Consider the following 26,325-nt stretch of genomic DNA (forward strand, 5'->3'; position numbering starts at 1 on the left):
CTGCTGCCCATGCCCTCCCGCCACCTCCTCTGCGACAGCCCCGCCGACCTCCTCGGCACGCTGCGCCTCCTGTGGCGGGGCTGGCGGAATCCCGGAGAGATGGGGACGCAGGTCACCCGGCCCCTCACGATCGTCTTCCCGACGCCGATCCACCGCGCCGCCTGCAAGCGACACCTGCTGGAGCACGGCCTCTCCCTCTTCAACGTCTCCCTCCTCCTGCCGAACCACCTCCGCACCCGGCTCGGCGCGACGCTCCTGGCGGCCCCCGAACGCGCCCCGCTCTGGGGCCGGGAGGAGCTCGACTTCCTCCTGCGGGAAACCGCCGCCCGCTCCGTCGCCCACCTCGGCCTCGACGAGGAGGAGAACCCCGCCCCCCTCTGCCGCGCCCTCGCGCGGAACGCAGCCCCGCTCCGCACCGCCCTCGACGAGCTGACCGTCGCGGGCCATTCCTTCCGCTCCTTCCTCGCCGCCGAGGAGCGGGACCACTCCCACCTCGCCCCGCTCCGCCGCGCGTGGGAGGAGATCGAGGAGAGCATGGCCCCCGGCCTCCGGGCGAGGCGGGACCGCCTCGTCTTCGAGGCCGCCGCCGCCCGCCCCCGGTCGATCCCCGGCACCCTCGTCCTCTTCAACTGCGGCATCCGGCAGAGCGCCGACTTCTCCCTCCTCGGCGCCGCCCTCCGGGCGTGGGAGGAGAGCGCCGTCCTCACCCTCCTCGCCGCCGGGCAGGAGGAAACCGTCGAGGGGCCCTGGTTCGACCTCGTCGAGCAGGCCCTCCCCGGGGCCTCCTCCCGATTGCCCGAACAGGACGAGGCCTTCGCCCCGTCGTCCGCCCCCGCCGCTCCCCGCTTCCACATCACCCCCGGGGGCGAAGACCTCGCCCAACTCATCGTGAGGCAGACGACGGTCTGGCTTTCCGAGTCCCCTTCATCGGCAGCGCCCTCCCACGACAGCCCCATCGGCCTCGTCTTCCCGCAGGATTCGCCCGTCGCCTCCCGCGTCGCCCAGCTCCTCCGGGCGCGCGATATCCCGTTCCATTCCGCCTTCTCCACCCCCCTCCCGCTCCGCTTCGAGCAGGCGATCCTTGCCGACTGGATCGCCCTCCAGCAGGACGACCTCTGGGCCGAGCCCTTCCTCCTCTTCTGGCGGAAAGTCATCACGATCCGGGCCTTCGCCGACCGCTTCGGCGAGCCCCAGCTCTGGGGCGGCGAACTCGGCCGCGCCCTCGCCGAGGCCTACACCCGGATGCCGAACGACCACGTCGCCGTCCTCGCCGCCGTCGCCGCCCAGCGGAAGCCCCTCCCCGCCCTCGACAAGTTCCTGAAATGGTGGAACGGCCCCCAGGGCGAAGGGCGCTGGCCCGCCGAGGCCCCCCTGCGAGACTACCTCGACCGCCTCTCCGCGCAGCTCGACCTCCTCGTCGGCCCCCTCGGGAAGCAGATCCGGGGCTTCCTCTCGCGGGAGTTGACCCGCCTCGCCTCCGAGTGGCGGCGGCCCGTCAGCCGCGAGGCGGCGTGCAGCCTCCTCCTCTCCTTCGTCACCCGGAGGGAGGAGACGCGGGACGCCTCCGAATGGGCCCCCGTCCACCTCCTCTCCCCCGAGGCGGCGCGCGGCCTCCCGTGGCGACGCCTCCTCCTCGCCGAAGTCACCGAGCGCCAGTGGCCCCGGCCCGACGCGGGGAAGAGCGGTTCCTCCCCCCTCCTCTCCGACGCCCTCCGGGAGCGGCTCAACGCCCAGGTCCGCCGCCCCTCCCCCTCCGGCGAGGGCGCGGGGAAGAGCGAGGAAAGCTACCTTCCCGGCACCGCCCCCCTGCTGACCGGCCTCGTCCACGCCCACCTGGAACGGGAAACCTTCGCCGCCCTCCTCGACGGCGGGGCCGAGGAAATCGTCCTCTGCAGCGCCGCCGCCAACGAGATCGACGGCGCGCGGGAACTCCACCCCTCCGAGTTCTTCCGCCAGGCCTGGGAGGCGCATCGCGGCCCCTGGAACGACGGCCTCCCCGCCCTCCTCCTGAAGGCTGCCGATATGAAGGCGGCCGATCCGACGCCCGCCCGCCCATCGACCGATTCCCCCGCCCTCGATGCGGTCGCCCAGGCCCGCCGCGCGCGGACCGATCCGCAAACCGCCTTCAACGAATTCTCCTTCCTCCTCCGCTCCGGCCCCGGGAAGCCCAACCCCCTTGCGGAGATCACCGCCCGCGCCGCCGAGGCGACCCTCCGGGACCCGGCGACCGCCTGGTTCGCCCACGCCCTCCGCCTCGACGCGAACGAGCGGGAGCGCCCCGAATGGACCGAGGAAAGCCGCTGGGCACTTTTCCAGGGAAACCTCCTCCACCGCCTCATCGAGCAATCGATCACCCGCCTCCGGCCCGCGACCGCCGAGGGATTGCATCTGGGCTCCCGCTGGATCCCGATCCCCGAAATCGCCGCGTGGGACGCCGCCCTCGCCGCCTCCCTCGCCGAGGGCGAGGCCGAACTCCGGCGCGCCTTCACCGCCGCCCGGCGGGAGCCCCCCCGCTGGTGGAGGAGCGAATGGCAGCGCCTCGCCACCCACGTCGGCCAGCTCGCCCGGAAATGCCGCGCCCAGCTCCCCGCCGCCTTCACCCACATCGCCGTCGAGATCCCCCTGACGCCGCCCCTTTCCGATTCCGCGGGCGGCGGCGAGTCCGTCCTCCCGCCGCTGTTGTGGAAGGGGAAAGCCGACCTCGTCGCCCTCGACGCCCCGACCCCGGAGGAGGCGACCCGCGCCGTCGTCATCGACTTCAAGACCGGCGAGAACGCCAGGGACTTCTCCCCCGGGGAGACCGCGCGGGAGGGGACCTACTTCCAGCTCGTCGTCTACGCCGCCCTCCTCCGCGCCACCTGGCCCCACCTCCGCGAGACCCACGCCCTCGTCCTCCACCGCGGGGCCGAGGAACCGGCCGCCCCCGTCGAGGTCGATCCCGCCGATCCCGCCTTCGCCCCCCTCTGGGCCGTCCTCCGCGAGGCGTGGATCGAGGGCCGGTGGGGCCAGTTCCTCGCGCTCCGGGAACGGTTCACCCAGAAAAAGGCGGTCCCCCTCGCCCTCCTCGACATTCCGGCGAAGACCCTCGCGGCCAAGTGGGCGCGGACTCCCGGCCTCTCCGTCTGGGAGCGGGGCAAGAAATCGGCGTAACAAAGCGGGGCCCCTCGCGTCAGGCAGTCCAATCGCCCCATTTCCAAACGTCGACCCATGCCCGAACTCGAAGCCACTCCGGTCTCCTCCATCCTCCTTCAACGCGAGGCCGCCGCCCTTTCCAGCGCCGTCTTCGCCTACGGCAGCCCCTGCAACAACTTCCACGGCCAGCTCGTCCTCCGGCCCGGCGGCACCTTCTACGGCTACCGTCCGCCCCACGTCATCCGATGGGCGCTCGAGGAAAAAGAGGACGGGATCGACCTCATCCTGATCGACGAAGGCGGGAAGGTCGTCAGCCGCTTCCGGCGCGAGGGGCGCACCTGGTCCGGCACCCTGGAAAACCACCGCTGGCCCCTCCTCTTCGCCCCCCTTCTGGAGAACGACGCCCCCCTTCCCTCCCCGGCCTGCCCGCTCCCGCCCCTCCTCATCAACAGCATCCCGAAGAGCGGCACCTACTTCCTCGAAAAGGCCCTCGCCTCCGTCGGCTGGCACAGCCTCCGCCTCCACCTCGGCCACGGCATCGTCGACGACTACCGGGGCCTGCCCGACGAACACCTCCACGTGAACCCCTACCGGGTCCGCCTCGCCTGCGACGAAGACCTCATCGCCGCGATCCTCCACCCCGGCCAGCTCCTCGTCGGCCATCTCGGCAAGGAAGCGGAGACCGAAAGGATCGCCCGCCTCGGGATCAAGACCCTCCCCTGCGTCCGCAACCTGCGGGACATCCTCGTCAGCCTCTACCGCTTCAAGCTCAACAAAGTCCACCCCCTCGACATCAAGGACGCCCTCTGGCGCAAGGCGGGCGACCTCGACCGCTTCTCTCTCTTCCTCGACGCCTTCCGGGACCACGACCTCCACTTCATCGGCGACATGGCCGCCACGCTCCTGGCCCAGGCCGAGGCCGCCCATCCCGGCGTCGATTCGTTCCTCCGCTACGAGGAGCTTGAAAACGGCCTCCTTTCGCCCTTCTGGCGCAAGGAATTCGAGAACATCGCCCCCGGCCTCGCCGTCACCATCCAGGTCGCCCTGATCCACACCCGGAACACCCCCACCCCCACCTACAGCGGCCGGCGGAGCCGGTGGCAGGATCATTGGACCCCTGCTGTGGAGGTTTTCTTCAAGGAGACGGGGCTATTGGAACTGAACCGTCGGTTGGGCTATGAGGCCCAGCCTTCCGGGTTCTAAACCCTCCTGATTCGGGGTCCGGGAAAAGCGAGCCTACTTTCGATCGAGCATCTTCTCCGCCAGCGCCAGCGACTCCTTGTTCGCCCCGCCGAGCATCCGGGCCAGTTCCTTCGCCCGGGCGGCGCGGTTCAGCTCGGTCAGCTTCGTTGTCGTCCGGCCTTCCTTCACCGCCTTCTCGACGTGGAAGTGGGCCTTCCCCTGGGCGGCGACCTGGGGCTGGTGGGTGATGCAGAGGACCTGCCGCTCCCCGTTCGCGCCGAGGCGGGCGAGCTTCCGCCCGACCTCCCACGCCGTCTCGCCGCCGACGTTCGCGTCGACCTCGTCGAAGACGAGGACGGGGACCGAGTCGACCTCGGCCAGCGTCGTCTTGATCGCCAGCATCACGCGGGCCATTTCGCCGCTCGAGGCGATGGAGCGGAGGGGCTGGGTCGCCTCGCCGACGTTCGGGGCGAAGAGGAACTCGACCTCGTCGGCCCCGTCCGTCGTCGGTTCGGCCTTGGCCTTGAGGGAGACGTCGAAAACCGCCGACTTGAAGCCGAGGCCGCGCAGCTCCTTCGTCACCGATTCGGCGAGCGGCTTCGCCGTCTTCTTCCGGGCGGCGGTCAGCTTCTCCGCGAGGGCGGAGAGCGCCTTCTTCGCGGCGGCTTCCTCCTTCTCCAGCCGGGCCAGCGTCTCGTCGCGGTCCTCCAGGCCCTTCAATTCCTCGGCCTCGGCCGCGCCGGTCGCGATGACCTCGTCGAGGCTCGGGCCGTACTTCTTCTTCAAACCGTGGAGGAGCGCCATCCGTTCCTCGACCTGCCGGAGCCGCTCCCCGTCGAGGTCGACCCGCTCCGAGTAATCGCGGACCGAGGAGGCCAGCTCCTGCAGCTCGGCGACGGCGCGATGGTTCGCCTCGGCCCATTGGACGGCGTCGGGATCGATCTTCTGCCAGGCCAGGAGGGTCTTCTCGACCTGCGCCAGCTGCCCGAGGACGGCCCCCTCCCCGTCGGTGACGAGGTTGAGGAGGGTCGACGCCCATTCGAGGAGCTGCCGGGAGTTGTTCGCCAGCTTGAAATCGCGCTCGACCTCGGCGTCCTCGCCCGGCTTCAGGCGGGCGTTCTCGATCTCGGAGACGCGGTGGCGGAGGCGGTCGATCCGCTCCGTCCGCTCCTTCTCGCTGAGGGTCATCGCGGCGCGGCGCTGGGCCGCCTCCCGCCACGCCCCGTGGGCCTTGGCGACCTCGGCGCGGAGCGGGGCCGTTTTCCCGTGGGCGTCGAGGAGGTGGAGCTGCTCCGCCGTCCGCAGGAGGGACTGGTGGTCGTGCGGCCCGTGGAGGTCGACGAGGAGATCGCCGATCCGCTTCAGCGCCTGGAGGGTCACCGCGCCGCCGTTGGCGAACTGCTTGTTCGAGAGGGAGGCGCCGGTCGCCCCGGAAGCACTGAGCGTCCGCTTCAGCAGCAGCACCCCGTCTTCGCACGGCTCCGCGCCGATGTCGTCGAGGATCGCCGCCATGGCGGCGGCCAGCTCCCCGGAAAGGGCGACCTCGGCCTCGACGGAGCAGGCCGTCTCGCCGGAGCGGATGAGGGTCTTGTCGGCCCGTTCCCCGGCCAGCAGCATGAGGGCGTCGATCAGGATCGATTTGCCCGCGCCGGTCTCGCCGGTCAGCGCGTTGAAGCCCGGCCCCATCTCCCAGCGGAGATCGTCGATGAGGGCCAGGTTTTTGATGCGGAGGGAGGAGATCATGACCGAAAAACGAGGTTGGAGGGACGGGGTTGCGGCGGGAGAGGAACGGGGTTTATTTAGCTCTTCCTCCCCTCCGTGCCAACTGATAAGAAAGGGATCATTCAGAGCGGCCATCCATGACCCCCGTCACCGTCACCCTCCTCGGCTCCGGCACCTCCCAGGGGGTCCCCATGATGGTCTGCGATTGCGCCGTCTGCACCTCCGCCGATCCCAGGGACAAGCGGACCCGCTCCTCGATCTACCTCAATGACGGTGACGAGGGGCCGGACGGCACCCAGATCCTCGTCGACACCACGCCGGAGCTCCGCCTCCAGTGCATCGCCCAACGGGTCCGCCACGTCCGGGCCGTCCTCTTCACCCACGGCCATGCCGACCACCTCTTCGGCTTCGACGACCTCCGCCGCTTCTGCGAGCTGAACCGCGCCCGGATGCCGGTCCACGCCTCCCCGGAGACCCTCGAAGTCCTCCGGCGGACCTACGCCTACGCCTTCGATCCCTCCATCGTCGTCCACGGCTATGTCCGGGCCGACGCCGTCCCTTTCCCGCCGGAGGGGGAGTCGTTCCGCGTCGGGGTCCTCGACGTCATCCCCCTCCCCGTGACTCACGGCCGGACCGTCACCCACGGCTTCCTCTTCCGGGGGACCGGTCCGCAGGCGGGACGGAAGCTCTTCGCCTACATCCCCGACTGCAAGACCCTCCCCGACGCGACGAAGGCGGCCCTCCGCGACGTCGAGCGGCTCGTCATCGACGGCCTCCGGGACGAGGAGCACCCGACCCACATGACCATCGCCGAGGCCATCGCCGCGGGCCGGGAAGTCGGGGCCGGGGAGACGATCCTGACCCACCTCACCCACCACAAATCGCATGCCGACCGAGAAGCGGGATTGCCCCCCGGCGTCCATGTCGCCTATGATGGGATGCGGTTTACCCTTGGAGAACCCCTAAAGCAATCGTCTTAATCCTCCCCCTTTTCCTGCCGATACACCGATACACACGACGATGACGCTTCCCCTCCCCCGGCTCCTCCTCCTGACGACGCTCCTCGTCCTCGGTCTCCCGCTCCTCCTTCCGTCCCCCCTCCGGGCCGAAGGCGGTAGCGGCAGCGGCGGCGGCTCCTCCGCGCTGAAGGAGCACCTCCTCATCGTCTACAACAACCTCTCTCCCGACAGCCTCTCCCTCGCCCGCTACTACGCCAAGGCCCGCGGCATCCCCGACGACCGCATCCTCGGCATCGACGCCCCCCTGGAGGAGGAGATCAACCGCGCCCAATACGAGAAACAGATCCGCGCCCCCATCGACGACTACCTCGTGCGGAAGCGGTGGATCAAGCGGGCCCCCGGCCAGTTCCCCCTCGGCCAGAACAAGACCCTCGACGTCAGCCTCGCCATCGAGAACAAGATCTGGTGCATCGTCCTGATGAAGGGGATCCCCCTGAAGATCGCCCACGACCCCAGCGTCCAGGAGACCCCCACCGCCGTCGCCGAGCTCAACACGAACGCCGCCTCCGTCGATTCCGAGCTCACCCTCCTCCCCCTCCAGGGCCTCCCGATCATCGGCGTCATGCCGAACCCCTTCTACCTCCTCGGCTTCAAGCGTTCCTTCGACGAGCTCGACGCCCTCCAGATGATCCTCGTCGGCCGCCTCGACGGCCCGACCGCCAACGACGTCCGCCGGATGATCGACGACGCGAAGCTCGCCGAGCAGAACCGCCTCGCCGGTCGGGTCGAGATCGACACCCGCGGCCTCGACAAGGCGAGCAGCGGCTACTTCTCCGGGGACAAGATGCTCCTCGACAGCGTCCCCTACTTCCGCCGCGAGGGGATGGAGATCGAGGTCGACACCAAGCCCGACCTCTTCCCCGACAACCTCCCCTGGACCAACGTCGCCCTCTACGCGGGCTGGTATGCCGGGAACGCCAAGGGTCCCTTCATGCGCGAGGTCAAGGACGGCTCCACCAGCGAGCCCGCCTTCGCCAAGGGCGCCATCGCCTACCACATCCATTCCTACGACGCCGCCACCCTCCGCTCCGACAAGGAAAACTGGGCCGGCCCGCTCCTTGCGAAGGGCGCCGCCGCCACCATGGGCGCCGTCTACGAACCCTACCTCGACTTCATGCCCCATTGGGACGACTTCTCCCGCCGCATCCTCGACGGGGAGAGCTTCATCGAGGCCGGTTACGGCTCCCAGAAAGTCCTCTCCTGGATGACCACCTTCGTCGGCGACCCCCTCTACACCCCCTTCGGCCTTCCCACCGACAAAGCCATCGCCGTCAGCGGCCCCGGCAAGCACCGCGACCTCCTCCTCATCCAGTCCCTCCGCCGCCAGCTCAACGCCGCCGGCAGCGCCGAGGACGACACCGACAACCTTAATGACCTCAAGGAACGGCTGAAGACCGTCGCCCAGGACCCGAAGCTGACCACCGCCGGATGGGAAGGCTACGGCGACCTCATGAGCGACCCCCGCCTCCTCCCGGCGAACACCACCGTCGCCCAGGCCTACGAGAAGGCCTTCAACACCGCGACCAGCCTCGAAGACCAGGAGCGGACCAACCTCAAGGCCGCCAAGGCCTATCAGAACCGCTTCCGCCTGAAGGACGCCAAGCGGGTCCTCCTCCTCCAGCTCAACCGCTACCCGAACGAGTCGGTCTACTACGGCCTCATGGACTACTACAAGCAGGTCATGAACTCCGACGGGATTCCCAGCGCCGCCGGGAACACCTCGGCCCCCAGCCTCTCCGGGACCGCCCTGCCCCCTGCCGTTGCGCCTTCGGCCGCTCCGGCGATCTCGAGCCCGGCGCTGGCGAAGCCCGAGGCGCCCTAGCTTTCCGTCCGATCAGGTCTTACGTTAGCGCCATGCTGATCGACACCCACGCCCACCTCGATTACCCCGACTTTGCTCCCGACTTCGATGCCGTCCTGGCGCGGTCGAAGGAAGCCGGGGTCACCGGGATCGTCTCCATCGGCACCCGCATCGATTCGAGCCGCCGCGCCCTCGGCCTCGCGCAGAAATACCCCGGCGTCGTCCATGCCGCCGTCGGCATCCATCCGTGCGATGTCGGTTCCGAATCGCTCTCCCAGATCCCCCTCCTCCGCGAGATGGCGAAGGAAAAAGGGGTCGCCGCCATCGGCGAGACCGGCCTCGACTACTACCGCCTCCCCGGCGCGAAGGAAGCCCCCGAAGACCCCGTCCTCGCCGCCGAGATCGACGAGCAGGTCAAGAAATGGCAGGCCGAGGTCTTCCGCGCCCAATTGGAAATCGCCGCCGAGGCAGGCTTGAACGTCGTCATCCACCAGCGCGGCGACTGCTGGGCTGACACGCTGGCCGTTTTGAAAGACTTCACCGGGAAACTGCGCGGCGTCTTCCACTGCTTCGGCGGGAGCCCCGCCCAGGCCGCCGAAGTCATCGCCCTCGGCCATCTCGTTTCCTTCACCGGCATCGTCACCTTCAAGAACGCCGAACTCGTCCACCAGACCGCCCGAGCCGTCCTCCTCGATCAGTTCATGGTCGAGACCGACTGCCCCTACCTCGCCCCCGTCCCCCACCGGGGCAAGCGGTGCGAGCCCGCCCACACCCGCCTCGTCGCCGAGAAGATCGCCGAGCTGCGCGGCATCCCCCTGGAAGAACTCGCCACCGCCACGACAAAGACGGCGCGGGCGTTTTTCAGGATGGGTTAATATCATCCATCCTCTTATGGACCCCCTCTTCCAACGCGAACTCTTCCTGGAACGCGAGGGTGTCGTCACAAAGATCGTCGCCACCGTTCATGGCTTCACATCATGCGGAAATGGCGACTACGCCTGCACCATCAGCCTCGACGAAGTCGAGGCACGCCCCATCGAGATTTTCCAAGTCGATCAACTCGGCAGCCTTCTGCAGGCCCTGACTTTCCTTGATCGACGCATCCGGGATCTGGAGAAGAAAGGCTGGCTGATTTGGTGGCTCGAAAAAGGAGACCGCGGCCGATTCAATCCCTGGCACACGCATCCGGAGCCTCCGGCGGCGCAATAAATTCTCTTACCCGCGCCTCCTTCGCGCTGTGCGGGCTTACACCGCCACCGCTTCAGCAACCAAAGCCCGCCGTTCCGGCATCGGCTGCCGCGCCTTGCGGAGTCCGGCCAGCTCTTCGGTCACATGGCGGCACAAGTCGGCATAGACCTTTTGCTCATCCTTGCCGTGGCAGATGCCGCCAATGAAAAGATCGGGGCAGTAACCCACATAAAGGCGATCCTCGGCGCTCCACTGGACGAACTTGAGATAATCACTTTTCATTTTTGACCTCCTGAACCGCTTTTTTAACCAGCTTTTCCTGATAAAAATGGGCATCGGCTCCCATCGCCCCGCTCAGGATCAGTTTACGCCCTGATCGGTCATGCGCAAACTTGCGATGGCTCCCCTTCCCTCCCTCGATCATCACCCATCCGGCACGCTCCAAGTCAGCGATCAATTCCTGACTTTCCTCGGCATGAGGGAAACCTACCCTCACCGCCTATCTCTTGGCAATCCGCGACACAAGCTTGCCCCCTCCCCTCCCTTCCCTTAGAGTGATCCACCTCCCATGAGAACCATCGACGATCCCAGCCGCAAGGGCTCCGCCAAGGAAGCCGCCCATCCCGCCAAAGCCCACCGCGCCTTCTCGGCCACGGTCGTCGACGGCGTCGAGCGCGCCCCGAACCGGTCGATGCTCTATCCCACCGGGTTCAAGCCCGCCGACTTCGACAAGAACATCATCGGCATCGCCTCGACGTGGAGCATGGTCACCCCGTGCAACATGCACATCAACAAGCTGGCCGACGAGGCCGCCGCCGGGACCGACGCCGCGGGCGGCAAGGCGATCATCTTCAACACCATCACCATCGCCGACGGCATCTCGATGGGGACCGAGGGGATGAAATATTCCCTCGTCTCCCGCGAGGTCATCGCCGATTCGATCGAGACCGTCGTCGGCTGCCAGGGCATGGACGGCTACGTCGCCATCGGCGGCTGCGACAAGAACATGCCGGGCTGCCTCATCTCGATGGCCCGCCTGAATCGCCCCTCCGTCTTCGTCTACGGCGGCACCATCCTCCCCGGCTGCTTCAAGGGGAAGGAGATCGACCTCGTCAACGTCTTCGAGGCCGTCGGCCAGCACGCCAACCACAACATCCCCGAGAGCGAACTGACCGCCATCGAGAAATGCGCCATCCCCGGCGCCGGCTCGTGCGGCGGCATGTATACGGCGAACACCATGGGCTCCGCCATCGAGGCCCTCGGCATGAGCCTCCCGAACAGCTCCTCCCAGATCGCCGAGTCGGACGAGAAGCGCGAGGATTGCCGCAAGGCGGGCGCGGCGGTGCTCAACCTCATCGCGAAGAACATCCGCCCCCGCGACATCATGACGCGGAAGGCCTTCGAGAACGCCATCACCGTCGTCATGGCCCTCGGCGGCAGCACGAACGCCGTCCTCCACCTCCTCGCCATCGCCCACACGGCGGGCGTGAAGCTGACCCTCGAGGACTTCACCCGGATCGGGAAGAAGGTCCCCGTCCTCGCCGACCTCAAGCCGAGCGGCCGCTTCGTCATGGCCGCCCTCAGCCGCATCGGCGGCCTCACCCCGCTCATGAAGCGCCTGCTGGCGAAGGGCCTCCTCCACGGCGATTGCCTCACCGTCACCGGGAAGACCCTCGCCGAGAACCTCAAGGACGTGAAGGACTACCCCGCCGGGCAGGAAATCATCCGTCCCTTCGACAACCCGATCAAGCCCGACGGCCACCTCGTCATCCTCAAGGGCAACCTCGCCCCCGACGGCGCGGTCGCCAAGATCAGCGGCAAGGAAGGCCTGAAGTTCGAGGGCAAGGCCCGCGTCTTCGAGTCGGAGGAGAAATCGCTCGCCGCGATCCTCGACGGCACCGTGAAGAAGGGCGACGTCATCGTCATCCGCTACGAGGGGCCGCGCGGCGGTCCCGGCATGCGCGAGATGCTCGCCCCCACCTCGGCCGTCATGGGCAAGGGCCTCGGCAAGGAGGTCGCGCTCATCACCGACGGCCGCTTCTCCGGCGGCAGCCACGGCTTCGTCGTCGGCCACATCGCGCCCGAGGCCTACGCGGGCGGTCCCCTCGCCTTCGTGAAGAACGGCGACCCGATCACCATCGACGCGAAGAAGCACACGATCACCCTCGGCGTCCCCGCGAAGGAGCTCGCCGCCCGGAAGAAGAAGTGGAAGGCCCCCGCCCCCCGCTATACGAAGGGCGTCCTCGCGAAGTACGCCGCCCTCGTCAGCCCGGCGAACCTCGGCGCCGTCACCGACTTCCACCTCGACCCGCAGATCGCGCCCGGCAAGGGCCACCAGTAGGAGGCCCGAGCGCCTGCGCCAAGGGAACCGACCGATGGAAAAGGACCTCACCTCCCACCTCCCCTCGGTCGGTTCCCAGGCCAGCTCCTCGGATTCGAGGGGGAACGCCCCGCTGACGCTCGACACCCCCTCGATCCAGAACGCCCTTCGGCTCGCCGGGCTCGGCGTCGTCACGAACCTCGGCCTCGCCGCACTGAAGATCGCCGTCGGCCTCCTCGGCCACTCCTACGCGCTGATTGCCGACGGCATCGAGTCGACCACCGACGCCGTCACCTCCTCCGTCGTCTGGATCGGCCTCCGCCTCTCCCTCCGCCCCGCCGACTCCTCCCACCCCTACGGCCACGGCAAGGCCGAGTCGCTCGCGGGGCTGATGGTCGCCCTCGCCCTCATCGCGGCGGCGGTCGCCATCGCCGTCGGCGGGATCAACCGAATCATGCACCCGGGGGAACACGCCCCGAAGTGGTTCGTCCTCCCCGTCCTCGGCCTCATCATCGTCGTGAAGGAGCTCCTCGCCCGCCGGGTGAAGAGCGCCGGGGAAACGCTGAAAAGCAGCTCCCTCATGGGCGAGGCGTGGCACCACCGCTCTGACGCCATGAGCTCCCTCGCCGCCTTCGTCGGTGTCGGCATCGCCATCTTCGGCGGGCCGACCTACCGTTCCGCCGACGCCATCGCCGCGCTCGCCGCCTCGGTCATCATCGGGATCAACGGCATCGCCCTCGCCGGACCGGCCTTCAACGAGATCATGGACGCCGCCCCGCCCGAGGACCTGATCGAAAAGACCCGGAAACTCGCCGCCCGGGTCGACGACGTCGTCGGGATCGACAAGTGCCGCATCCGCAAGAGCGGCCTCGAATACTACGTCGACATCCACGTCATCGTCGACGGCGACGCCTCGGTCCGCACCGGCCACCGCATCGCCCACCAGGTGAAGGACAGCCTCATCGCCTCCGACGAGAACATCGTCGACGTCGACGTCCACATCGAGCCGACGCCGAAGGGCTGGGTTTAGGGCCAAGCGCGTTCGGTCCTGCCCGCACAAGGACACGCGCCGGCGTTCCACGCCAATTTCGGTCCACCCACGCCATTTTAGTAAATCTTATCTAACATTTACTCCCAATTGATTACTTAGATCGCATCTTTTTAATTGTTCTCGAAAAGGTCTGTGCTTGCCTTGCTCAGCTTCCCTTTTTTATGCGACTGAATCAGCCCGTCACCAACCAGGAACAGGAACTCCGCGAAGGCTCCTCCATCGTCTCGAAGACCGACCTCAAGGGCCACATCACCTACGTCAACCCGGCCTTCATCGAGATCAGCGGCTTCACCGAGGAGGAACTCCTCGGCCAGCCCCACAACCTAATCCGCCATCCCGACATGCCCGCCGCGGCCTTCGCCGACCTGTGGGAGACTGTCCGCACCGGCGGCCAGTGGACCGGCGTCGTGAAGAACCGCTGCAAGAACGGCGACCACTACTGGGTCTTCGCCAACGTCACCCCGGTCCGGGAAGACGGCGTCCTCGTCGGCTACATGTCGGTCCGCACGAAGCCGACCCGGCAGCAGATCGCCGCCGCCGCCGACCTCTACGAGCGGATCAACCAGGGCCACTCCGGCATCCGCCTTCACGGGGGCCGCGTCATGTCGTCCGGCCTCCGCGGCCTCGCGGGCCGCGTGCGGGACATGTCCCTCACCGTGAAGATCGGGGCCGCACTCGGATTCACGATGCTTCTCCTCATCGCCCACGGCCTCCTTCCCTTCTTCGGCTTCGACGGCCACGTCCTCTCCCTCCTCTCCCTCGTCGGGATGATCGTCATCGGGATGCTCTGGGTCGTCCTCCATGCGGGGATCCTCGTCCCGCTCCGACAGGTCACCCAGGCCGCCTTCGCCATCGCCTCGGGCGACCTCACCCTCCGCATCAGCACCCGCCGCCGGGACGACTTCGGCCTCCTCATCGAGGCCCTGCGCCAGATGAACGTCAACCTCATCGCCACCATCGGCGACGTCCGGGCCAACGCCGACCAGCTCCGCGTCGCCACGGGCGACCTCGCCTCCGGCGCCGCCGCCCTCTCCGACCGGACCACCGCCCAGGCCGCGAACCTCGAGGAAACCGCCGCCAGCGTCGAGGAACTCTCCTCCACCGTGAGGCAGAACGCCGACCGGGCCTCCGAGTCGCGGACCCTCGTCGCCACCGCCTCGGAGATCGCCGAGCAGGGCGGCAAGGCCGTCGCCCGCGTCGAGTCGACGATGTACGAGATCACCGCCCAATCGAAGAAGATCGCCGACATCACGAAGCTGATCGACGCCATCGCCTTCCAGACGAACATCCTCGCCCTGAACGCCGCCGTCGAGGCCGCCCGCGCCGGGGACGCCGGAGCCGGGTTCGCCGTCGTCGCCGACGAGGTCCGCTCCCTCGCCCACCGCTCCGCCCAGGCCGCCAAGGAGATCGACGAGCTGATCGAGGAATCGCACCAGAAAGTCGCCCTCGGGAACACCCTCGTCACCGAGGCCAACGCCACCATGGGCCGCATCGTCACCTCGGCCCGGAACATCACCGTCGCCGTCGGGGAGATCACCACCGCCACCGAGGAGCAGAGCCTCGGCGTCACCCAGATCAACACTGCCCTCACCCAGGTCGACGAGCTGACCCAGCAGAACGCCACGATGGTCGCCGAATCGCTCGACAACACGCGGGATCTCGAAGAGCAGATCCGGAAGCTGTCCGAAGCCGTCTCGATCTTCCACCTCGGAGACGGGGAAGCTGCCGCCCCCCGGCCCCGGGAAATCAAGGCCCGGGCGAAAGCGGTACGGCTCCAGAGCTAAGCGTTCGGGAGGTTTGCCGGTCAGGGCCCGAGAAAAGCCCTGGTCCTCCCGTTGGGCCGCTTTCGCAAAAGCATCGCTAGGAATTATCGGGATTCACGGGTAGTTTGGGAGTGCCCCGGGAGCACTCTCGCGCCCCACCCGGGGTGCTGGGCTCACGACCGTTTTCCCTCATGAAAAAAGAAAACCCCACGATCCTGATGGTGGAGGACGATCCCAACGACCAATTCCTGATGACTCGAGGCTTCAGGAAAGTCGGCGTCACGACCCCCATTCACATCGTGAACAACGGCCTGGAGGCGATCGCCTACATGATGGGGGAGGGCCAATACGCCGACCGGAGCCGTTTCGCCTATCCCACGTTCGTGATGACCGACTTGAAAATGCCGGAGGCCGACGGCTTCGCGGTCCTCGAGTTTCTCATGGGAAATCCCGAATGGGCCGTGATTCCGACAATTGTTTTCTCGGGATCGGCCGATCAGGACGACATCAAAAAAGCCTACATGCTCGGCGCCAGCTCCTATCATGTGAAGCCGTCCTCTCCCGACGATCTCGCCCACCAGCTGGAGGTGCTCCATTCCTATTGGATCACCTGCGAGGTACCCGCCGTCGATCGGACGGGCAAGCAGCTCCATACCGAGAGTCACGGCAAACTCGGAGAACGCTTCGAGCAACCCGGTGACGAGAAGGGACCCGAAGCAACTCCCGACGCCCCCCATCCGATTCCTCCCGAAGGAATCTGAAGGCGATTCAACCTGGACCTAGGTCAACTCGTTCTGGAAGAACTCGATGCTCTCCCCGCCGGGGGCGCGGACGAACGAGATGCGGAACGGGACCTCGGCGGGCAGCCCCGCCTTGCTCGTGTTCTTCACCGGCACCGTCGTGGGGGCCATCGTCTCGACCGCGCCGAGGGAGAGGGCGAGCTTGTGGGCCGCGTCGGTGTCGGGCGTCCGGATCGCGAAGTGGATGATCCCGTCGGAGACCGCCCCGGGCTTGCCGCCCGCGAAGACCTCGACGTAATTTCCGTCCCCGGTATCGAGCATCACGGCGCGGCCGTCCCCCTCGCCCCAGGAGACCTTCTCGGTGAAGCCGAGCTTCGTGTAGAACGCGACGGCGGCGTCGAAATCGACGACCTTGACCGCCACGTGATGAAAACCGCCGCCGATGAGGGGATTCTTGTTCGCCATAAAAAATGAAAATTTAAGAGAGCTTCGCGCAGACACCGCCGTTCACGGCCTCCACCGCCTCGGGCCCGAGCAGCCGCCCGACGAGGGCGTAGCCGAACTCGACCGCGCTCCCAGCCGCGAGGCTGGTGATGAGGTTCCCGTTCGCCGCGGTGACGACGCGCTCTCCGGCGGCGAGCCGCTCCGGGGGGAACTGGGATTGGACCGAAGGATGGCAGATCACCTTCTCGCCGGGCAGGAAGCCCCACTCGAGGAGGAGCGTCGGGGCCGCGCAGATCATTCCCAGCAGCCGCCCCGCGACGATCTGCCGCTCGACGATCGCCTTCACCCGCCCGTCGATCTTCAGGTGGGCGACGCCGTCGTTGCCGCCCGGGAGGACGATGAGGTCGTAAAGGTGCTCGATGACGTCGCTGAGGTCGATGTCGGCCAGGTGCCGGGTTTTCCGCGAGGCGATGAGGATGCCGGGGATCGTCCCGGCGACGGTCACCTCGACTCCGGCGCGGCGGAGGAGATCGATCGTCGCGATGGCCTCGATCTCCTCGAAGCCGGGGGCCAGAATCACCAGGGCGGTCTTGCTCATAGGTTGGTCTTTAAATTTCAGCAAGTGCCGTTCCAGGCAACGCCGCGCCGATCTCCCCGACGATAGCACGATAGGCGGCCTCGTCCAAAACCGGATCGGCGGACGAGAAGGCGACGGGGACCTCGACCCACGACTTGCACCCGTCGAAGCCCTTCTCCCAGACGATCTCCTTCGGCTCCCGGAGGCGGCGGACCCGGACGAGGAAGGCGTGGATGCCCGGCTCCTTCCACTCGAACCGCTCCCGGATCACCTCTTCCTTCCACGGATGGAAGGGGGCGAGGGCGGCGACGGCGCTCCACTCGGTGAGGTAGGCGACGTGGGTGACTTCGGCAAAGAACTCGACCCGCACCGTGTCGACGCCCGAGGCGGGGACTTCCTCGAAGCCGCCCGTGACGATGGCCCCGGCGGGGAGCCGCTCGGCCAGGAGCTTCTCCCCCTGCTGATGGAACCGGGTCGGGAGGAGCCAGAAACGGCGGTGCTTCACCGAGAAGCCGCTCTTCCCCTCGGCGATCCCGCCCTTGCGAAGGATGAGGGCCTGGCGGCCCGCGCCGAGGGAGGTGACGACGGCCTGCCATTCCTTGAAGGCGGGCTCCTTGACGGGAGCGGCGGGAGAGGGCGCGGGGGCGTCCCCCTTCTTCTCCTCGACCTCGTCCTCGACGGCAAAGAGTCCCCGGTTCTTCCAGAAATAGATCCACCCCGAAAGGAGGGTGATGCCGAGGGCGATCCAGAGGAGGGCGGGCTGGATGTAATCGAGGAAGGTGATGATCGGGCCGTCGGGGATGCTCATCTCGAGCGTGGCGGCGAGGAAGAGGGAGACGATCACGAAGACCATCTGCGAGATCGTCTTGTGCTTCCCGGCCTTCTCGGCGGCGAGTAGGTATCCCCGGTTCGCCGCGACGATGCGGAGGCCGGTGATGAGGAACTCCCGGGCGATGATCGTGACCACCATCCACATCGGCGCGCCGTAGTCGTCCCCGATCATCCCGACGAAGGCGGCGCTGACCAGGATCTTGTCGGCCAGCGGGTCGAGGAGCTTCCCGAGGTCGGTGACGATGTTCTGCTTCCGGGCGATGTAGCCGTCGAGCCAGTCGGTGAGGCTCGCCACGACGAAGATGGCGAGGGCGACGGTGTAGCGGAAGGAGAAGTCGATGCTCAGCGCGGCGACGAAGAACGCGCAGAGGACGAGCCGCCCGAGCGAGAGCTGGTTCGGCAGATTCAGGGTGAAGCGAAGCGGCTTGGCCATAAGACTCCCCGTGTTTTTGGGACGGGGCCTAGGCCGTCATCTCGATTTCGGAGGCGGCGGTCGCGGCGACCTGCGCGGGATCGGAGCCCTGCGCGATCAGGTCGTAATCGTGGGCCTCGGCGATCGTCACCGTCGCGAACTCGGAGACCGGGAGCGCGGGATCGACGAAGACCTGCCCGTCGACCTCCGGCGCGTCCCCCTCGGAACGGGCGATGCCGGGGGCCTCGACGAGGACGCGGAGCTTCTTCCCGACGAACTGCCCGCCGACCTGCCCGGCCAGCTCCTTCTGGAGGGCCATGGCGCGGTTCCAGCGGGACTGCTTCACCTTGTCGGAAAGCTGCCCGTCCATCTTCGCGGCGCGGGTCCCCTCCTCCTGGGAGTAGCGGAAGACGCCGAGGCGGTCAAAGCGCGATTCCTCGATGAAGCCGAGGAGGGTCTCGAAATCGGCGTCGGTCTCGCCGGGGAAGCCGACGATGAAGGTCGTCCGGACGGTGACGCCGGGGATCCCCTTGCGGATGCGGGCGACGAGGTCGCGGATATACTGTTCCGAGGTCTCGCGCTGCATCTTCTCCAACATGTTCTGGGCGATGTGCTGGAGCGGGATGTCGATGTAGCGGGCCACCTTGTTCGAGCGGGCGATGACGGCGATCAGCTCGTCGCTCCAGTGGGCGGGGTGGGTGTAGAGGAGTCGGATCCAGAAATCGCCCTCGATCTCCTGGAGGGCGGCGAGGAGGTCGCAGAGGGTCTCCCCCCGGCTCGAATCGATCTGCTGGCGGGGACCGGCCTTCTGCTCCCAGCGGTCCATGCCGAAGTAGGTCGTGTCCTGTGAGATGAGGTTCACCTCGCGGACGCCCGCGGCGACGAGCTGCCGAACCTCGGCGACCACCGAGGCAATCGTCCGGCTCCGGTGCTTCCCCCGGATCTGGGGGATGATGCAGAAGGTGCAGGGATGGTTGCACCCCTCGGCGATCTTCACGTAGGCGGTGTGCTTCGGCGTGAGGCGGATGCGGGGCGTGTCGAAGTCGGGGATGTAGGTCGACTTCCCCTCGATGAAGCTCGGGGGCGGCGTCGCCGTCGATTTCTTCCGGGAGGGAAGGCCGAAGATCTGCTCGATGATCGGGACGATCTTCGTCACCTGGTCGAGGCCGATGAAGGCGTCGACCTCGGGCATGATCCCGGGGAGGTCCTTCGAGAAACGCTGCGCCATGCACCCGGCGACGATGAGCTTCTGGCCCTTGCGCCGCTTGCTCATGCCCCGCTCCTTGTTCGCCTCGAAGATCGCGTTGATGCTCTCCTCCTTCGAGGCGTCGATGAAGGAGCAGGTGTTGACGATGAGGACGTCGGCCTCCTCGGCGTTCGCGGTCATCGCCATCCCGGCCTGGTTCAGGTGGCCGATCATGATCTCCGAATCGACGAGGTTCTTCGCGCAGCCGAGGGAGAGGAGGCCGACGCGGATCACGTCGGGAACGGGGGCGGCAGGAGTGGGAAGGGCGGAAGAGGGGCTCATGGAAGGAGGGAGGGTCCGAGTTGACTAGTTTCCGGGGGGCATCGAGAAATCGCCCTGGGAACGGGCGTCGCTGTGGTAGCTCTCCCCGTTGAAGATCGCCGTGATCGCCGACGGATTGGCGAGCCGCAGCTGGAATTTCTGGCCGCTGAAGTGCTGCTCCGCCCCCGCCTTCATCACGGCGGAGAAGAGTTCCTTGCTCTGCCCCCCCTCGGTCAGCAGCACGCGGACGTAGCAATCGTCGGTCGCCTTGATGACGAGGTTGTCGGCGGCGGCGGGGGCGGCGACGACGGGGGCCGACCCGGTCGCCGACGGCTGGGCGGAAGCCCCGCCCTCGACGGGAACGGCCTTGGCGACGGCGACGGGCTCCGAATCGGGAGAGGGCGCGGGACTCACCGCGACGGCCTTCGCCACCGGGGGCTCCGACTCGACCGCGACGGCCTTGGCGACGGGGATCTCATCCTTCTCCTTTTCCTTCTTGTCCCCCTTATCGGCCTTCTCGCTCTTTTCCGTCGCCTGGTTGTGGGCCACCTGGGCGGCCTCGATCTTGTGCCGGACGTCGGGCATGACCTGGGTGAGGCGGATCGAGAGGAAGGTGATGACGACGGCGATCACCGAGAGGGCGAAGAGAAGGGCGAGGCCGCGCGGCGAGAGGAGCTTCTTCCAGCGGGGCTCGACCGGGATGCAATGGACCGGCGAGGAAGCCAGGTAAACCTCCTCCCCCTCGATGGCGAGGACCTTGTCGAGCTCGTGCAACACCTTGGCCTCGTTCAGGCCGAGGGTCTTGGCATAGATCCGGACGAAGCCGCGGACATAGGCGGGGGCGGGAAATTTCCCGTACTCCTCTCCTTCAAGGAGAAGGATCTGCTGCTCCTTGATCTTCGTCGCCTTGGCGGCGGCCTTCGGGGTCCATCCCCGGGCATGACGCGCCTCGCGCAATTGAGTGCCTACACTTTTCATTTAAAAGAGAGGACAGGGTAGGCGGGTGCCGCAGGGTTGGCAAGGCCCTCTTCGCCCGATTTTGCAGTGTCGACCAGAGAATCCTCCAGGAGAGAAAGCAAAGAGAAAAGTGGTTTGTCGATGCCTTGCGCGTGGTTCTGCGCTACGGTGCTAATATGAAGCCCTGCCACCTCTTCTTTGTCTCGGCCTTCCTGGCGCTCGCCGTCCACGCCGAAGACCTCATTCCGACGGCGGCTGTTGATTCCATTCCGCCTACTCACACATTCATTCAGGTCCGCTCTCAAATTAAGGGAGGCGCTCCCAAAGAGATCGTGAACGATGGAGTCGATGCGTCCGAATCCGATAAGTACGAGTCGAAGCTCTACAAGACCATCGGCACCTACTGGTATATCAACGTCGAAAAAAACATGCCTCTCATCGGCGTCGGGGAAGTTCGATTCAAATTCTACGTCCGAGCCAACGGCATGATCGATCAGATCACTACCATTTCGTCCAGTGGCCAGGCCGACGTTTTGAAAGCAGTTTCCCTTAGAGCAATCCGAGAAGGCCTTCCGTTAGAGCCTTTTTCTGACAACATGAAAAAGGAGCGGGGGGACGGCTACTGGGAGGAGATTGTTTTCGCGATCCGTTAGGCTGAATCAAGAGCAAGGCGAGGCCAATCCAGCACACCCAAGCGGGTCGCTGACGAAGACCGGAATGGTGATTCATGCAACAATGAGGGCAACCAAGGGCTGTTTTCGAGTCGGCAGAGTTACGGCCGGCCGCATTTCAGCTCCAAACACTTACAGTCCGTTTGATTAAATACAAATCCCTGCATTTTCCAGGGCGTAACACCCTTTGGGGCAATGGTGTTGGAAGTGGTGCACTCGTTGGGATTTGAACCCAAAACCCCAGCCTTCGGAGGGCTGTACTCTATCCAGTTGAGCTACGAGTGCGATGGCTGTCCGGGGGAATCGGACGGCTCCCGATAAGGGAGAGGGACTATGAGGGGAGCCCTTCCTTCGGGCAAGTCAGAAGTGAGCCCTAGCGCGAAAAAGCAAACCGCGCTATCTTCGGGGATATGATCGACTGGCTTCCCCTTCTCTGCGGCGTGGTACTCCTCCTTCTCGGCCGGACTCTCTTCTGGGTCGGCGTCGCCGTCATCGGGGCGGTGATCGGCTGGCAGCTCGGCCTCCAATGGCTCGTCGGGCGTCCCTGGTGGATGGAACTCCTCGCCGCCGTCGCCGGGGCGGGCCTCGGGATCGTCCTCGCGATCTGCTTCCAGCCGCTCGCGGCGGCCTGGGTCGGCTTCTTCGCGGGCGGGGCGGCGGTCTGCGAGATCGCCTTCCGCCTCGGCCTGGTTTCCTCGACCGGCCCCGATTGGGCGCCCCCCGTCTCCCTCCAGGAACTGGGCCGCTTCATCCCCCACATCGCCCCGAACCTCCCCTTCATCATCGGGGGCATCCTCGGGGCGGTCCTCGCCCTGGTCCTCTTCGATTGGGGCCTGATCGTCCTCTCCTCCCTCTACGGGGCCTCCCTCATCGTCCGCAGCTGTGGCATCGCCGCCGTCGCGGGCGGGGCGGGCCGGACGGGACTGATCGTCTTCGCCGTCCTCGCTGCGATCGGCATTACCGTCCAGGCGATGAACCGGGCGGGGAATCGAGCGGTAAACTAAGTCCCCCTCGGCTCTCCCCCAACATTCGGACGCGTAGTTCCTCCCAAGCGGACAGGGGAACTAGCGGACGCGCTTTACCCGAAGCGGACAGCCTAATGTGGTACCGCTCCAAACAGTTCAGGCCTATCTGACGGGGAGGTCCAGGAGGGGCGAAGCCCCTCTTGCGTCGTCTAACCCGTGCGGGTTACATCCACCTGTACAGGGTCTGTACCCAGTCCCGAAGGGCATTCACCGCCTCCTTCGCGAACCCCCTACCCCTCGATCTGGTTGATCCGGTTGAGGTGGCGTCCCCCCTCGAACTCGGTCGCCAGCCACGCGTCGACGATCTGGAGGGCCAGTTCCTGGCTCACCGTCCGCTCTCCGATGGAGATGACGTTCGCGTTGTTGTGGCCCTTGGCCCACTTCGCGGTGTCGAGGGAGAAGCAGACCGCGCAGCGGATCCCCTTCACCTTGTTCGCGACGATCGCCTCGCCGTTGCCGGAGCCGCCCAGGACGATGCCGCAGACGGCCTCACCCTTCGCCACCGCCTCGGCGGCGGGACGGATGTAGACCGGATAATCGCACGAGGCGTCGGAATGGGTCCCGAAGTCGAGGACCTCATGGCCCTTGCCTTCGAGGTGAGCTTTGATGGCCTCCTTGTAGCGGAAGCCGGCGTGGTCGGAGCCGATGGAAATTTTCATGGGGGAGTGGTGTAGCAATTGAACCTATTTCATGACGCTTTTCAACCGCAGACTTGAATCGAAGATTGGCAATCCCGCCCGTTCCGTCGTAGATATAACCCGTCTATGTCCACCTCCCCCGCCCCCCACCGCCCCGTAGCCCTCATCATCCGCGACGGCTGGGGCATCAGCCCCGCCAGCGGCAACGACCACCAGTCCCCCGCGGCGGTGAAGGAGGGGAACTCGACCCTCCTCGCGAAGACCCCCTTCCACGACCACCTCTACGCCACCTACCCCCAGAGCCGCCTCAGCGCCTCGGGCCTCGACGTCGGCCTCCCCGAGGGCCAGATGGGGAACAGCGAGGTCGGCCACCTGAACCTCGGCGCGGGCCGCATCGTCTACCAGGACCTCACCCGGATCAACAAGGCGATCGCCGACGGCGAGTTCGCGAAGAACCCCGTCCTCGCCGCCTTCCTCGCCGACCTCAAGGCGAAGAACGGCGCCCTCCACCTCTTCGGCCTCCTCTCCGACGGCGGTGTCCACTCCAGCCAGGAGCACCTCTACGCCTTCATCGAGGCGGCGAAGGCGGCGGGCATCGCGCAGGTCTACGTCCACGCCTTCCTCGACGGCCGGGACACGCCCCCCTCCAGCGGCCTCGGCTACGTGAAGGCCCTGCAAGCGCAGCTCGCCCGGATCGGCCACGGCACCCTCGCCACGATGATCGGCCGCTACTTCGCCATGGACCGGGACAACCGCTGGGAGCGGGTGAAGCAGGCCTACGACCTCGTCGTCTCCGGCATCGGCGCGAAGGCGGCCGATCCGATCGCCGCCATCGAGGCCGCCTACGCCGCCGGGAAGACCGACGAGTTCTTCCCCGCCACCGTCCTCGTCGACCACCCCCGCCCCCTCATCGCCGACGGCGACGCGATCCTCTTCACGAACTTCCGCTCCGACCGCGCCCGGCAGCTCTCCCACGTCTTCCTCGATCCCGAGTTCAAGGGCTTCGAGACCGGGAAGGTCCCCCGGGTCGCCTTCGCCACGATGACTGCGTACGACGCCACCTTCGGCGCGCGCGGCGTGAAGGTCCTCTACGGGCCGCAGAGCATGAAGAACATCCTCGGCGAGGTCGTCAGCGCGGCGGGCAAGACCCAGCTCCGCATGGCCGAGACCGAGAAATATCCCCACGTCACCTACTTCTTCAACGGCGGCGTCGAGATCGCCTACCCCGGCGAGGACCGGGAGATGGCCGCCTCCCCGAAGGTCGCCACCTACGACCTCCAGCCCGAGATGAGCGCCCCGGAGCTGACCGGCAAGGTCCTCGCCCGGCTCGACACCGGGAAGTACGACCTCCTCATCCTGAACTTCGCCAACCCCGACATGGTCGGCCACACCGGCATCGTCGAGGCCGGAATCAAGGCCGTCGAGGAGATCGACCGCGACGTCGAGAAGGTCGTGAACAAGATCCTCTCCCTCGGCGGGGCCGTCCTCGTCACCGCCGACCACGGCAACTGCGAGCGCCTCATCGCCGAAGACGGCACCCCCCACACCGCCCACACGACGAACCTCGTCCACTTCCTCTACGTCGGAGCCGATCATGAATCGGTCGAATTGAAGAACGGCGTCCTGGCCGACGTCGCCCCGACTCTCCTCGACCTCCTCGGCGTGCCGCAACCGGCAGAAATGACGGGGCATAGCCTGATCGTGCGGAAGTAGGGGGAGCTCCCGGCACCGAGGAGCATAAGATTGCTCCTCGGATGCTCCTTCCCATGGCTCGGCCCTCAAGGAGGTTAGATCCAGCGGAATAGAGCAGGCTTATGGGAGATAGGCCTTTTGGGTCGCGCTCCGCCTACACCAAGGCCCATCAGAGGGGGCGGTGCAGGAGGGGCGCAGCCCCTCTTGCATCTTTAAACGCGCGGATCGCATCCAGCTGTACAGGGCCATGTACCCCGTCCCGAAGGGCCGCCACTCCCCCGCGCCCCCTTTCCCCACTCACTCATGGCCCTTTTCCCCTAAGTGGTAAAAGGAGCCCTTTTTGCCTGACTTTGATTGCTACCCAACGGATTCCAAGGTATCCTTAAGCAGTGAAGGTACGCAGTTTAACTTTCCAGACCCTCCTCTTGGGCTCCTTGGCCGCGTTCGGGACACTCCCCCTGCGCGCCGACGGTACCGCCGTCCTTCCCCAGTCCATTTACGCCCCCGTCGACTCCTCCCGAATGGGGCCCTCGACCTCGCCCGCGCTGACGCCCGATTCGCTCATGCCGAATACGCCCGTCGCCACGCCGACGCCCGCCCCCTCCCCTTCCGACTCGACCAGCCTCCTGAAGCCCGACGGGAAGACCCTCAAGGACCCGAAGGCGAAGAGCAACGATTCCAACCCCAATTCCGACTGGCTCGCCAAGGGGATCAAGAAAGAGCAGGACGCCCTCGGCACCGACAAGAACGGCCAGAAGGCCAACCCCTACGACGAGAAAAAGCTCCTCGATCCCCAACAGATCGCCAAGGACCGCGAAAAGGCGAGCAAGGAAGGAGCCGGCCTCGGCTCCGACGAGACCGCCGACGCGAAGAAAACCGCCAAGGCCGCCGACAAGGACAAGGATAAAAACACCGCCGCGACGAAGAACACCGGCGATGGCCTTGCGATGACGAACTCCGCCCCCGGCCAGGACAAGGGCTCCGATTCGTCGGGCTCCGCCAACTCGGCCAACGGCAACGGTTTCAAGCCCCTCCTCCAGGGCCTCAACAAGGAAGTCAGCAAGCCGCTCGAAGGCGGCGGCAACGCGACCGCTTCGGCGGCGGCAGGCTCCTCCGCCGCCATCGCCTCGATCGAGCCGATCAACCCCGACATGCTCGCCCCCGTCGTCCTCACCGGCAACGGCAAGGGAGGCGCCGCCACGGCCTCGACCCCGACTTTCTCCTCCACCTCGATCGCCGGGACCGCCCCCATCACCTCGGGCATCGTCCCCGGCTCCGCCTCCTTCGGCCAGACCGCCGCCCTTCCCTCGGCCAATACCATGCGGACCGCCTCGATCAGCCCCTCCTCCCTCCCCCCTTCGGCGATGCCGACCCTCTTCACCAGCCAGAGCTTCTCCAATCCGATCCCCGCCTCGATGCCGACCTCGGCCATCTCGACCCCCCGCCCGATCGTCACCCCCTCGATCCCGACGAGCGCCGCCCCGCCCACCACGGCCCCCTACCGCTCCAAGGTCAAGGACCCGAACGACTTCGGATTCGGCCACTAGAGCCTCCCTCCTTCCGGCCCCTCACTCTTCAGCCGGATTCGTCATTTTCCCCGGCTACTTCGGGAGACATCGCTTGTTCGCCGGGTCCGGGATGGCTACAACGTAA

General features: G+C 66.8%; 23 protein-coding genes and 1 tRNA gene. 14 read left to right on the top strand and 10 right to left on the bottom strand.

Going from position 1 to position 26,325, the window contains the following annotated elements; genetic code table 11:
• Window positions 1–9 precede the first annotated feature (9 nt).
• Together BLU04_RS14490 and BLU04_RS14495 are read left to right on the top strand one after the other, a co-directional pair.
• Window positions 10–3,150: a PD-(D/E)XK nuclease family protein gene (locus tag BLU04_RS14490; RefSeq protein ID WP_093287583.1), complete on the top strand. Its 3,141-nt coding sequence runs from the start codon at window positions 10–12 to the stop codon at window positions 3,148–3,150.
• Window positions 3,151–3,207: 57 nt separating this feature from the next.
• Entirely contained in the window at window positions 3,208–4,335 is a 1,128-nt protein-coding gene (locus BLU04_RS14495) for a sulfotransferase domain-containing protein (RefSeq protein ID WP_093287586.1), read from the top strand.
• Between the two features lie 33 nt (window positions 4,336–4,368).
• Here the strand turns inward: BLU04_RS14495 and recN are convergent, their stop codons facing one another.
• A complete protein-coding gene (recN, locus tag BLU04_RS14500) occupies window positions 4,369–6,057 on the bottom strand; it encodes a DNA repair protein RecN (RefSeq protein ID WP_157895379.1) in 1,689 nt (562 codons plus the stop codon).
• Between the two features lie 116 nt (window positions 6,058–6,173).
• Here recN and BLU04_RS14505 point away from each other — a divergent pair, with 116 nt between their 5' ends.
• Genes BLU04_RS14505 through BLU04_RS14520 form a run of 4 tightly spaced genes read left to right on the top strand, consistent with a single transcriptional unit; the run spans window position 6,174 to window position 10,065 of the window.
• A complete protein-coding gene (locus BLU04_RS14505) occupies window positions 6,174–7,016 on the top strand; it encodes an MBL fold metallo-hydrolase (protein WP_231964873.1) in 843 nt (280 codons plus the stop codon).
• A gap of 40 nt (window positions 7,017–7,056) precedes the next feature.
• A complete protein-coding gene (locus tag BLU04_RS14510; RefSeq protein ID WP_093287592.1) occupies window positions 7,057–8,877 on the top strand; it encodes a TIGR03790 family protein in 1,821 nt (606 codons plus the stop codon).
• Window positions 8,878–8,909: 32 nt separating this feature from the next.
• Window positions 8,910–9,731 carry a TatD family hydrolase gene (locus BLU04_RS14515; RefSeq protein ID WP_093287595.1) on the top strand — a complete coding sequence of 274 codons (822 nt, stop codon included), beginning with the start codon at window positions 8,910–8,912 and terminating at the stop codon, window positions 9,729–9,731.
• A gap of 16 nt (window positions 9,732–9,747) precedes the next feature.
• Entirely contained in the window at window positions 9,748–10,065 is a 318-nt protein-coding gene (locus BLU04_RS14520) for a hypothetical protein (protein WP_093287598.1), read from the top strand.
• A 36-nt stretch (window positions 10,066–10,101) separates the two neighbouring features.
• Here BLU04_RS14520 and BLU04_RS14525 read toward each other — a convergent pair whose 3' ends face one another.
• Window positions 10,102–10,326, bottom strand: coding sequence for a hypothetical protein (locus BLU04_RS14525; RefSeq protein ID WP_093287601.1), 225 nt, complete (start codon window positions 10,324–10,326; stop codon window positions 10,102–10,104).
• On the bottom strand, window positions 10,316–10,501 hold the full coding sequence (locus BLU04_RS14530) for a hypothetical protein (protein WP_093287603.1): 186 nt from the start codon (window positions 10,499–10,501) through the stop codon (window positions 10,316–10,318). The genes BLU04_RS14525 and BLU04_RS14530 overlap by 11 nt, the downstream gene beginning before the upstream one ends.
• Window positions 10,502–10,612: 111 nt before the next feature.
• Between BLU04_RS14530 and ilvD the strand changes: the two genes are divergently transcribed.
• The 4 genes from ilvD (at window position 10,613) to BLU04_RS14550 (ending at window position 15,939) form a co-directional block, all read left to right on the top strand.
• On the top strand, window positions 10,613–12,385 hold the full coding sequence (gene ilvD / locus BLU04_RS14535; protein WP_093287606.1) for a dihydroxy-acid dehydratase: 1,773 nt from the start codon (window positions 10,613–10,615) through the stop codon (window positions 12,383–12,385).
• A gap of 34 nt (window positions 12,386–12,419) precedes the next feature.
• Window positions 12,420–13,394, top strand: coding sequence for a cation diffusion facilitator family transporter (locus BLU04_RS14540; protein WP_093287608.1), 975 nt, complete (start codon window positions 12,420–12,422; stop codon window positions 13,392–13,394).
• 182 nt (window positions 13,395–13,576) lie between these two features.
• A complete protein-coding gene (locus BLU04_RS14545) occupies window positions 13,577–15,199 on the top strand; it encodes a PAS domain-containing methyl-accepting chemotaxis protein (RefSeq protein ID WP_093287611.1) in 1,623 nt (540 codons plus the stop codon).
• Window positions 15,200–15,369: 170 nt separating this feature from the next.
• Complete coding sequence (locus BLU04_RS14550; RefSeq protein ID WP_093287613.1) at window positions 15,370–15,939, top strand: response regulator; 570 nt, start codon at window positions 15,370–15,372, stop codon at window positions 15,937–15,939.
• 18 nt (window positions 15,940–15,957) lie between these two features.
• Here BLU04_RS14550 and BLU04_RS14555 read toward each other — a convergent pair whose 3' ends face one another.
• The 5 genes from BLU04_RS14555 to BLU04_RS14575 are packed head-to-tail and all read right to left on the bottom strand — an operon-like array spanning window position 15,958 to window position 20,667.
• A complete protein-coding gene (locus tag BLU04_RS14555) occupies window positions 15,958–16,383 on the bottom strand; it encodes a VOC family protein (protein ID WP_093287615.1) in 426 nt (141 codons plus the stop codon).
• A 13-nt stretch (window positions 16,384–16,396) separates the two neighbouring features.
• Window positions 16,397–16,960 (bottom strand): DJ-1 family glyoxalase III, encoded by a 564-nt coding sequence (locus BLU04_RS14560; RefSeq protein WP_093287618.1) that lies wholly within the window; start codon window positions 16,958–16,960, stop codon window positions 16,397–16,399.
• A 10-nt stretch (window positions 16,961–16,970) separates the two neighbouring features.
• Window positions 16,971–18,203, bottom strand: a complete 1,233-nt coding sequence (gene pgsA, locus BLU04_RS14565; RefSeq protein ID WP_093287620.1) for a CDP-diacylglycerol--glycerol-3-phosphate 3-phosphatidyltransferase — start codon at window positions 18,201–18,203, stop codon at window positions 16,971–16,973.
• A 28-nt stretch (window positions 18,204–18,231) separates the two neighbouring features.
• Window positions 18,232–19,710, bottom strand: coding sequence for a 30S ribosomal protein S12 methylthiotransferase RimO (gene rimO / locus BLU04_RS14570; RefSeq protein WP_197672969.1), 1,479 nt, complete (start codon window positions 19,708–19,710; stop codon window positions 18,232–18,234).
• Window positions 19,711–19,734: 24 nt separating this feature from the next.
• Window positions 19,735–20,667 carry a RodZ domain-containing protein gene (locus BLU04_RS14575; protein ID WP_093287623.1) on the bottom strand — a complete coding sequence of 311 codons (933 nt, stop codon included), beginning with the start codon at window positions 20,665–20,667 and terminating at the stop codon, window positions 19,735–19,737.
• A gap of 155 nt (window positions 20,668–20,822) precedes the next feature.
• Here BLU04_RS14575 and BLU04_RS14580 point away from each other — a divergent pair, with 155 nt between their 5' ends.
• The gene (locus tag BLU04_RS14580) at window positions 20,823–21,299 is read left to right on the top strand and encodes a hypothetical protein (protein WP_157895380.1); all 477 of its coding nucleotides are present in this window, start codon (window positions 20,823–20,825) and stop codon (window positions 21,297–21,299) included.
• A gap of 226 nt (window positions 21,300–21,525) precedes the next feature.
• Here the strand turns inward: BLU04_RS14580 and BLU04_RS14585 are convergent.
• Window positions 21,526–21,602: transfer RNA gene (locus BLU04_RS14585), tRNA-Arg, on the bottom strand.
• 125 nt (window positions 21,603–21,727) lie between these two features.
• Here BLU04_RS14585 and BLU04_RS14590 point away from each other — a divergent pair.
• Window positions 21,728–22,321: a hypothetical protein gene (locus BLU04_RS14590; RefSeq protein WP_093287628.1), complete on the top strand. Its 594-nt coding sequence runs from the start codon at window positions 21,728–21,730 to the stop codon at window positions 22,319–22,321.
• A 251-nt stretch (window positions 22,322–22,572) separates the two neighbouring features.
• Here the strand turns inward: BLU04_RS14590 and rpiB are convergent, their stop codons facing one another.
• On the bottom strand, window positions 22,573–23,001 hold the full coding sequence (rpiB, locus tag BLU04_RS14595) for a ribose 5-phosphate isomerase B (protein ID WP_093287631.1): 429 nt from the start codon (window positions 22,999–23,001) through the stop codon (window positions 22,573–22,575).
• Between the two features lie 105 nt (window positions 23,002–23,106).
• Between rpiB and gpmI the strand changes: the two genes are divergently transcribed.
• Complete coding sequence (gpmI, locus tag BLU04_RS14600; protein ID WP_093287633.1) at window positions 23,107–24,693, top strand: 2,3-bisphosphoglycerate-independent phosphoglycerate mutase; 1,587 nt, start codon at window positions 23,107–23,109, stop codon at window positions 24,691–24,693.
• 404 nt (window positions 24,694–25,097) lie between these two features.
• A complete protein-coding gene (locus BLU04_RS14605; RefSeq protein ID WP_093287636.1) occupies window positions 25,098–26,219 on the top strand; it encodes a hypothetical protein in 1,122 nt (373 codons plus the stop codon).
• Window positions 26,220–26,325: the final 106 nt, after the last annotated feature.

The sequence above is a fragment of the Verrucomicrobium sp. GAS474 genome (assembly GCF_900105685.1).
Taxonomy (GTDB): Bacteria; Verrucomicrobiota; Verrucomicrobiia; order Methylacidiphilales; family GAS474; genus GAS474.

Excerpts from the sequence above, each read along its gene's own strand:
- BLU04_RS14505 (WP_231964873.1), top strand. The coding sequence starts at position 6,174 with ATGACCCCCGTCACCGTCACCCTCCTCGGCTCCGGCACCTCCCAGGGG.
- BLU04_RS14515 (WP_093287595.1), top strand. The coding sequence starts at position 8,910 with ATGCTGATCGACACCCACGCCCACCTCGATTACCCCGACTTTGCTCCC.
- BLU04_RS14540 (WP_093287608.1), top strand. The coding sequence starts at position 12,420 with ATGGAAAAGGACCTCACCTCCCACCTCCCCTCGGTCGGTTCCCAGGCC.
- BLU04_RS14490 (WP_093287583.1), top strand. The coding sequence starts at position 10 with ATGCCCTCCCGCCACCTCCTCTGCGACAGCCCCGCCGACCTCCTCGGC.
- BLU04_RS14510 (WP_093287592.1), top strand. The coding sequence starts at position 7,057 with ATGACGCTTCCCCTCCCCCGGCTCCTCCTCCTGACGACGCTCCTCGTC.
- rimO (WP_197672969.1), bottom strand. The coding sequence starts at position 19,710 with ATGAGCCCCTCTTCCGCCCTTCCCACTCCTGCCGCCCCCGTTCCCGAC.
- gpmI (WP_093287633.1), top strand. The coding sequence starts at position 23,107 with ATGTCCACCTCCCCCGCCCCCCACCGCCCCGTAGCCCTCATCATCCGC.
- pgsA (WP_093287620.1), bottom strand. The coding sequence starts at position 18,203 with ATGGCCAAGCCGCTTCGCTTCACCCTGAATCTGCCGAACCAGCTCTCG.
- BLU04_RS14590 (WP_093287628.1), top strand. The coding sequence starts at position 21,728 with ATGATCGACTGGCTTCCCCTTCTCTGCGGCGTGGTACTCCTCCTTCTC.
- BLU04_RS14495 (WP_093287586.1), top strand. The coding sequence starts at position 3,208 with ATGCCCGAACTCGAAGCCACTCCGGTCTCCTCCATCCTCCTTCAACGC.
- BLU04_RS14550 (WP_093287613.1), top strand. The coding sequence starts at position 15,370 with ATGAAAAAAGAAAACCCCACGATCCTGATGGTGGAGGACGATCCCAAC.
- BLU04_RS14560 (WP_093287618.1), bottom strand. The coding sequence starts at position 16,960 with ATGAGCAAGACCGCCCTGGTGATTCTGGCCCCCGGCTTCGAGGAGATC.
- BLU04_RS14575 (WP_093287623.1), bottom strand. The coding sequence starts at position 20,667 with ATGAAAAGTGTAGGCACTCAATTGCGCGAGGCGCGTCATGCCCGGGGA.
- BLU04_RS14580 (WP_157895380.1), top strand. The coding sequence starts at position 20,823 with ATGAAGCCCTGCCACCTCTTCTTTGTCTCGGCCTTCCTGGCGCTCGCC.
- BLU04_RS14555 (WP_093287615.1), bottom strand. The coding sequence starts at position 16,383 with ATGGCGAACAAGAATCCCCTCATCGGCGGCGGTTTTCATCACGTGGCG.
- BLU04_RS14520 (WP_093287598.1), top strand. The coding sequence starts at position 9,748 with ATGGACCCCCTCTTCCAACGCGAACTCTTCCTGGAACGCGAGGGTGTC.
- recN (WP_157895379.1), bottom strand. The coding sequence starts at position 6,057 with ATGATCTCCTCCCTCCGCATCAAAAACCTGGCCCTCATCGACGATCTC.
- rpiB (WP_093287631.1), bottom strand. The coding sequence starts at position 23,001 with ATGAAAATTTCCATCGGCTCCGACCACGCCGGCTTCCGCTACAAGGAG.
- BLU04_RS14525 (WP_093287601.1), bottom strand. The coding sequence starts at position 10,326 with ATGAAAAGTGATTATCTCAAGTTCGTCCAGTGGAGCGCCGAGGATCGC.
- BLU04_RS14545 (WP_093287611.1), top strand. The coding sequence starts at position 13,577 with ATGCGACTGAATCAGCCCGTCACCAACCAGGAACAGGAACTCCGCGAA.
- ilvD (WP_093287606.1), top strand. The coding sequence starts at position 10,613 with ATGAGAACCATCGACGATCCCAGCCGCAAGGGCTCCGCCAAGGAAGCC.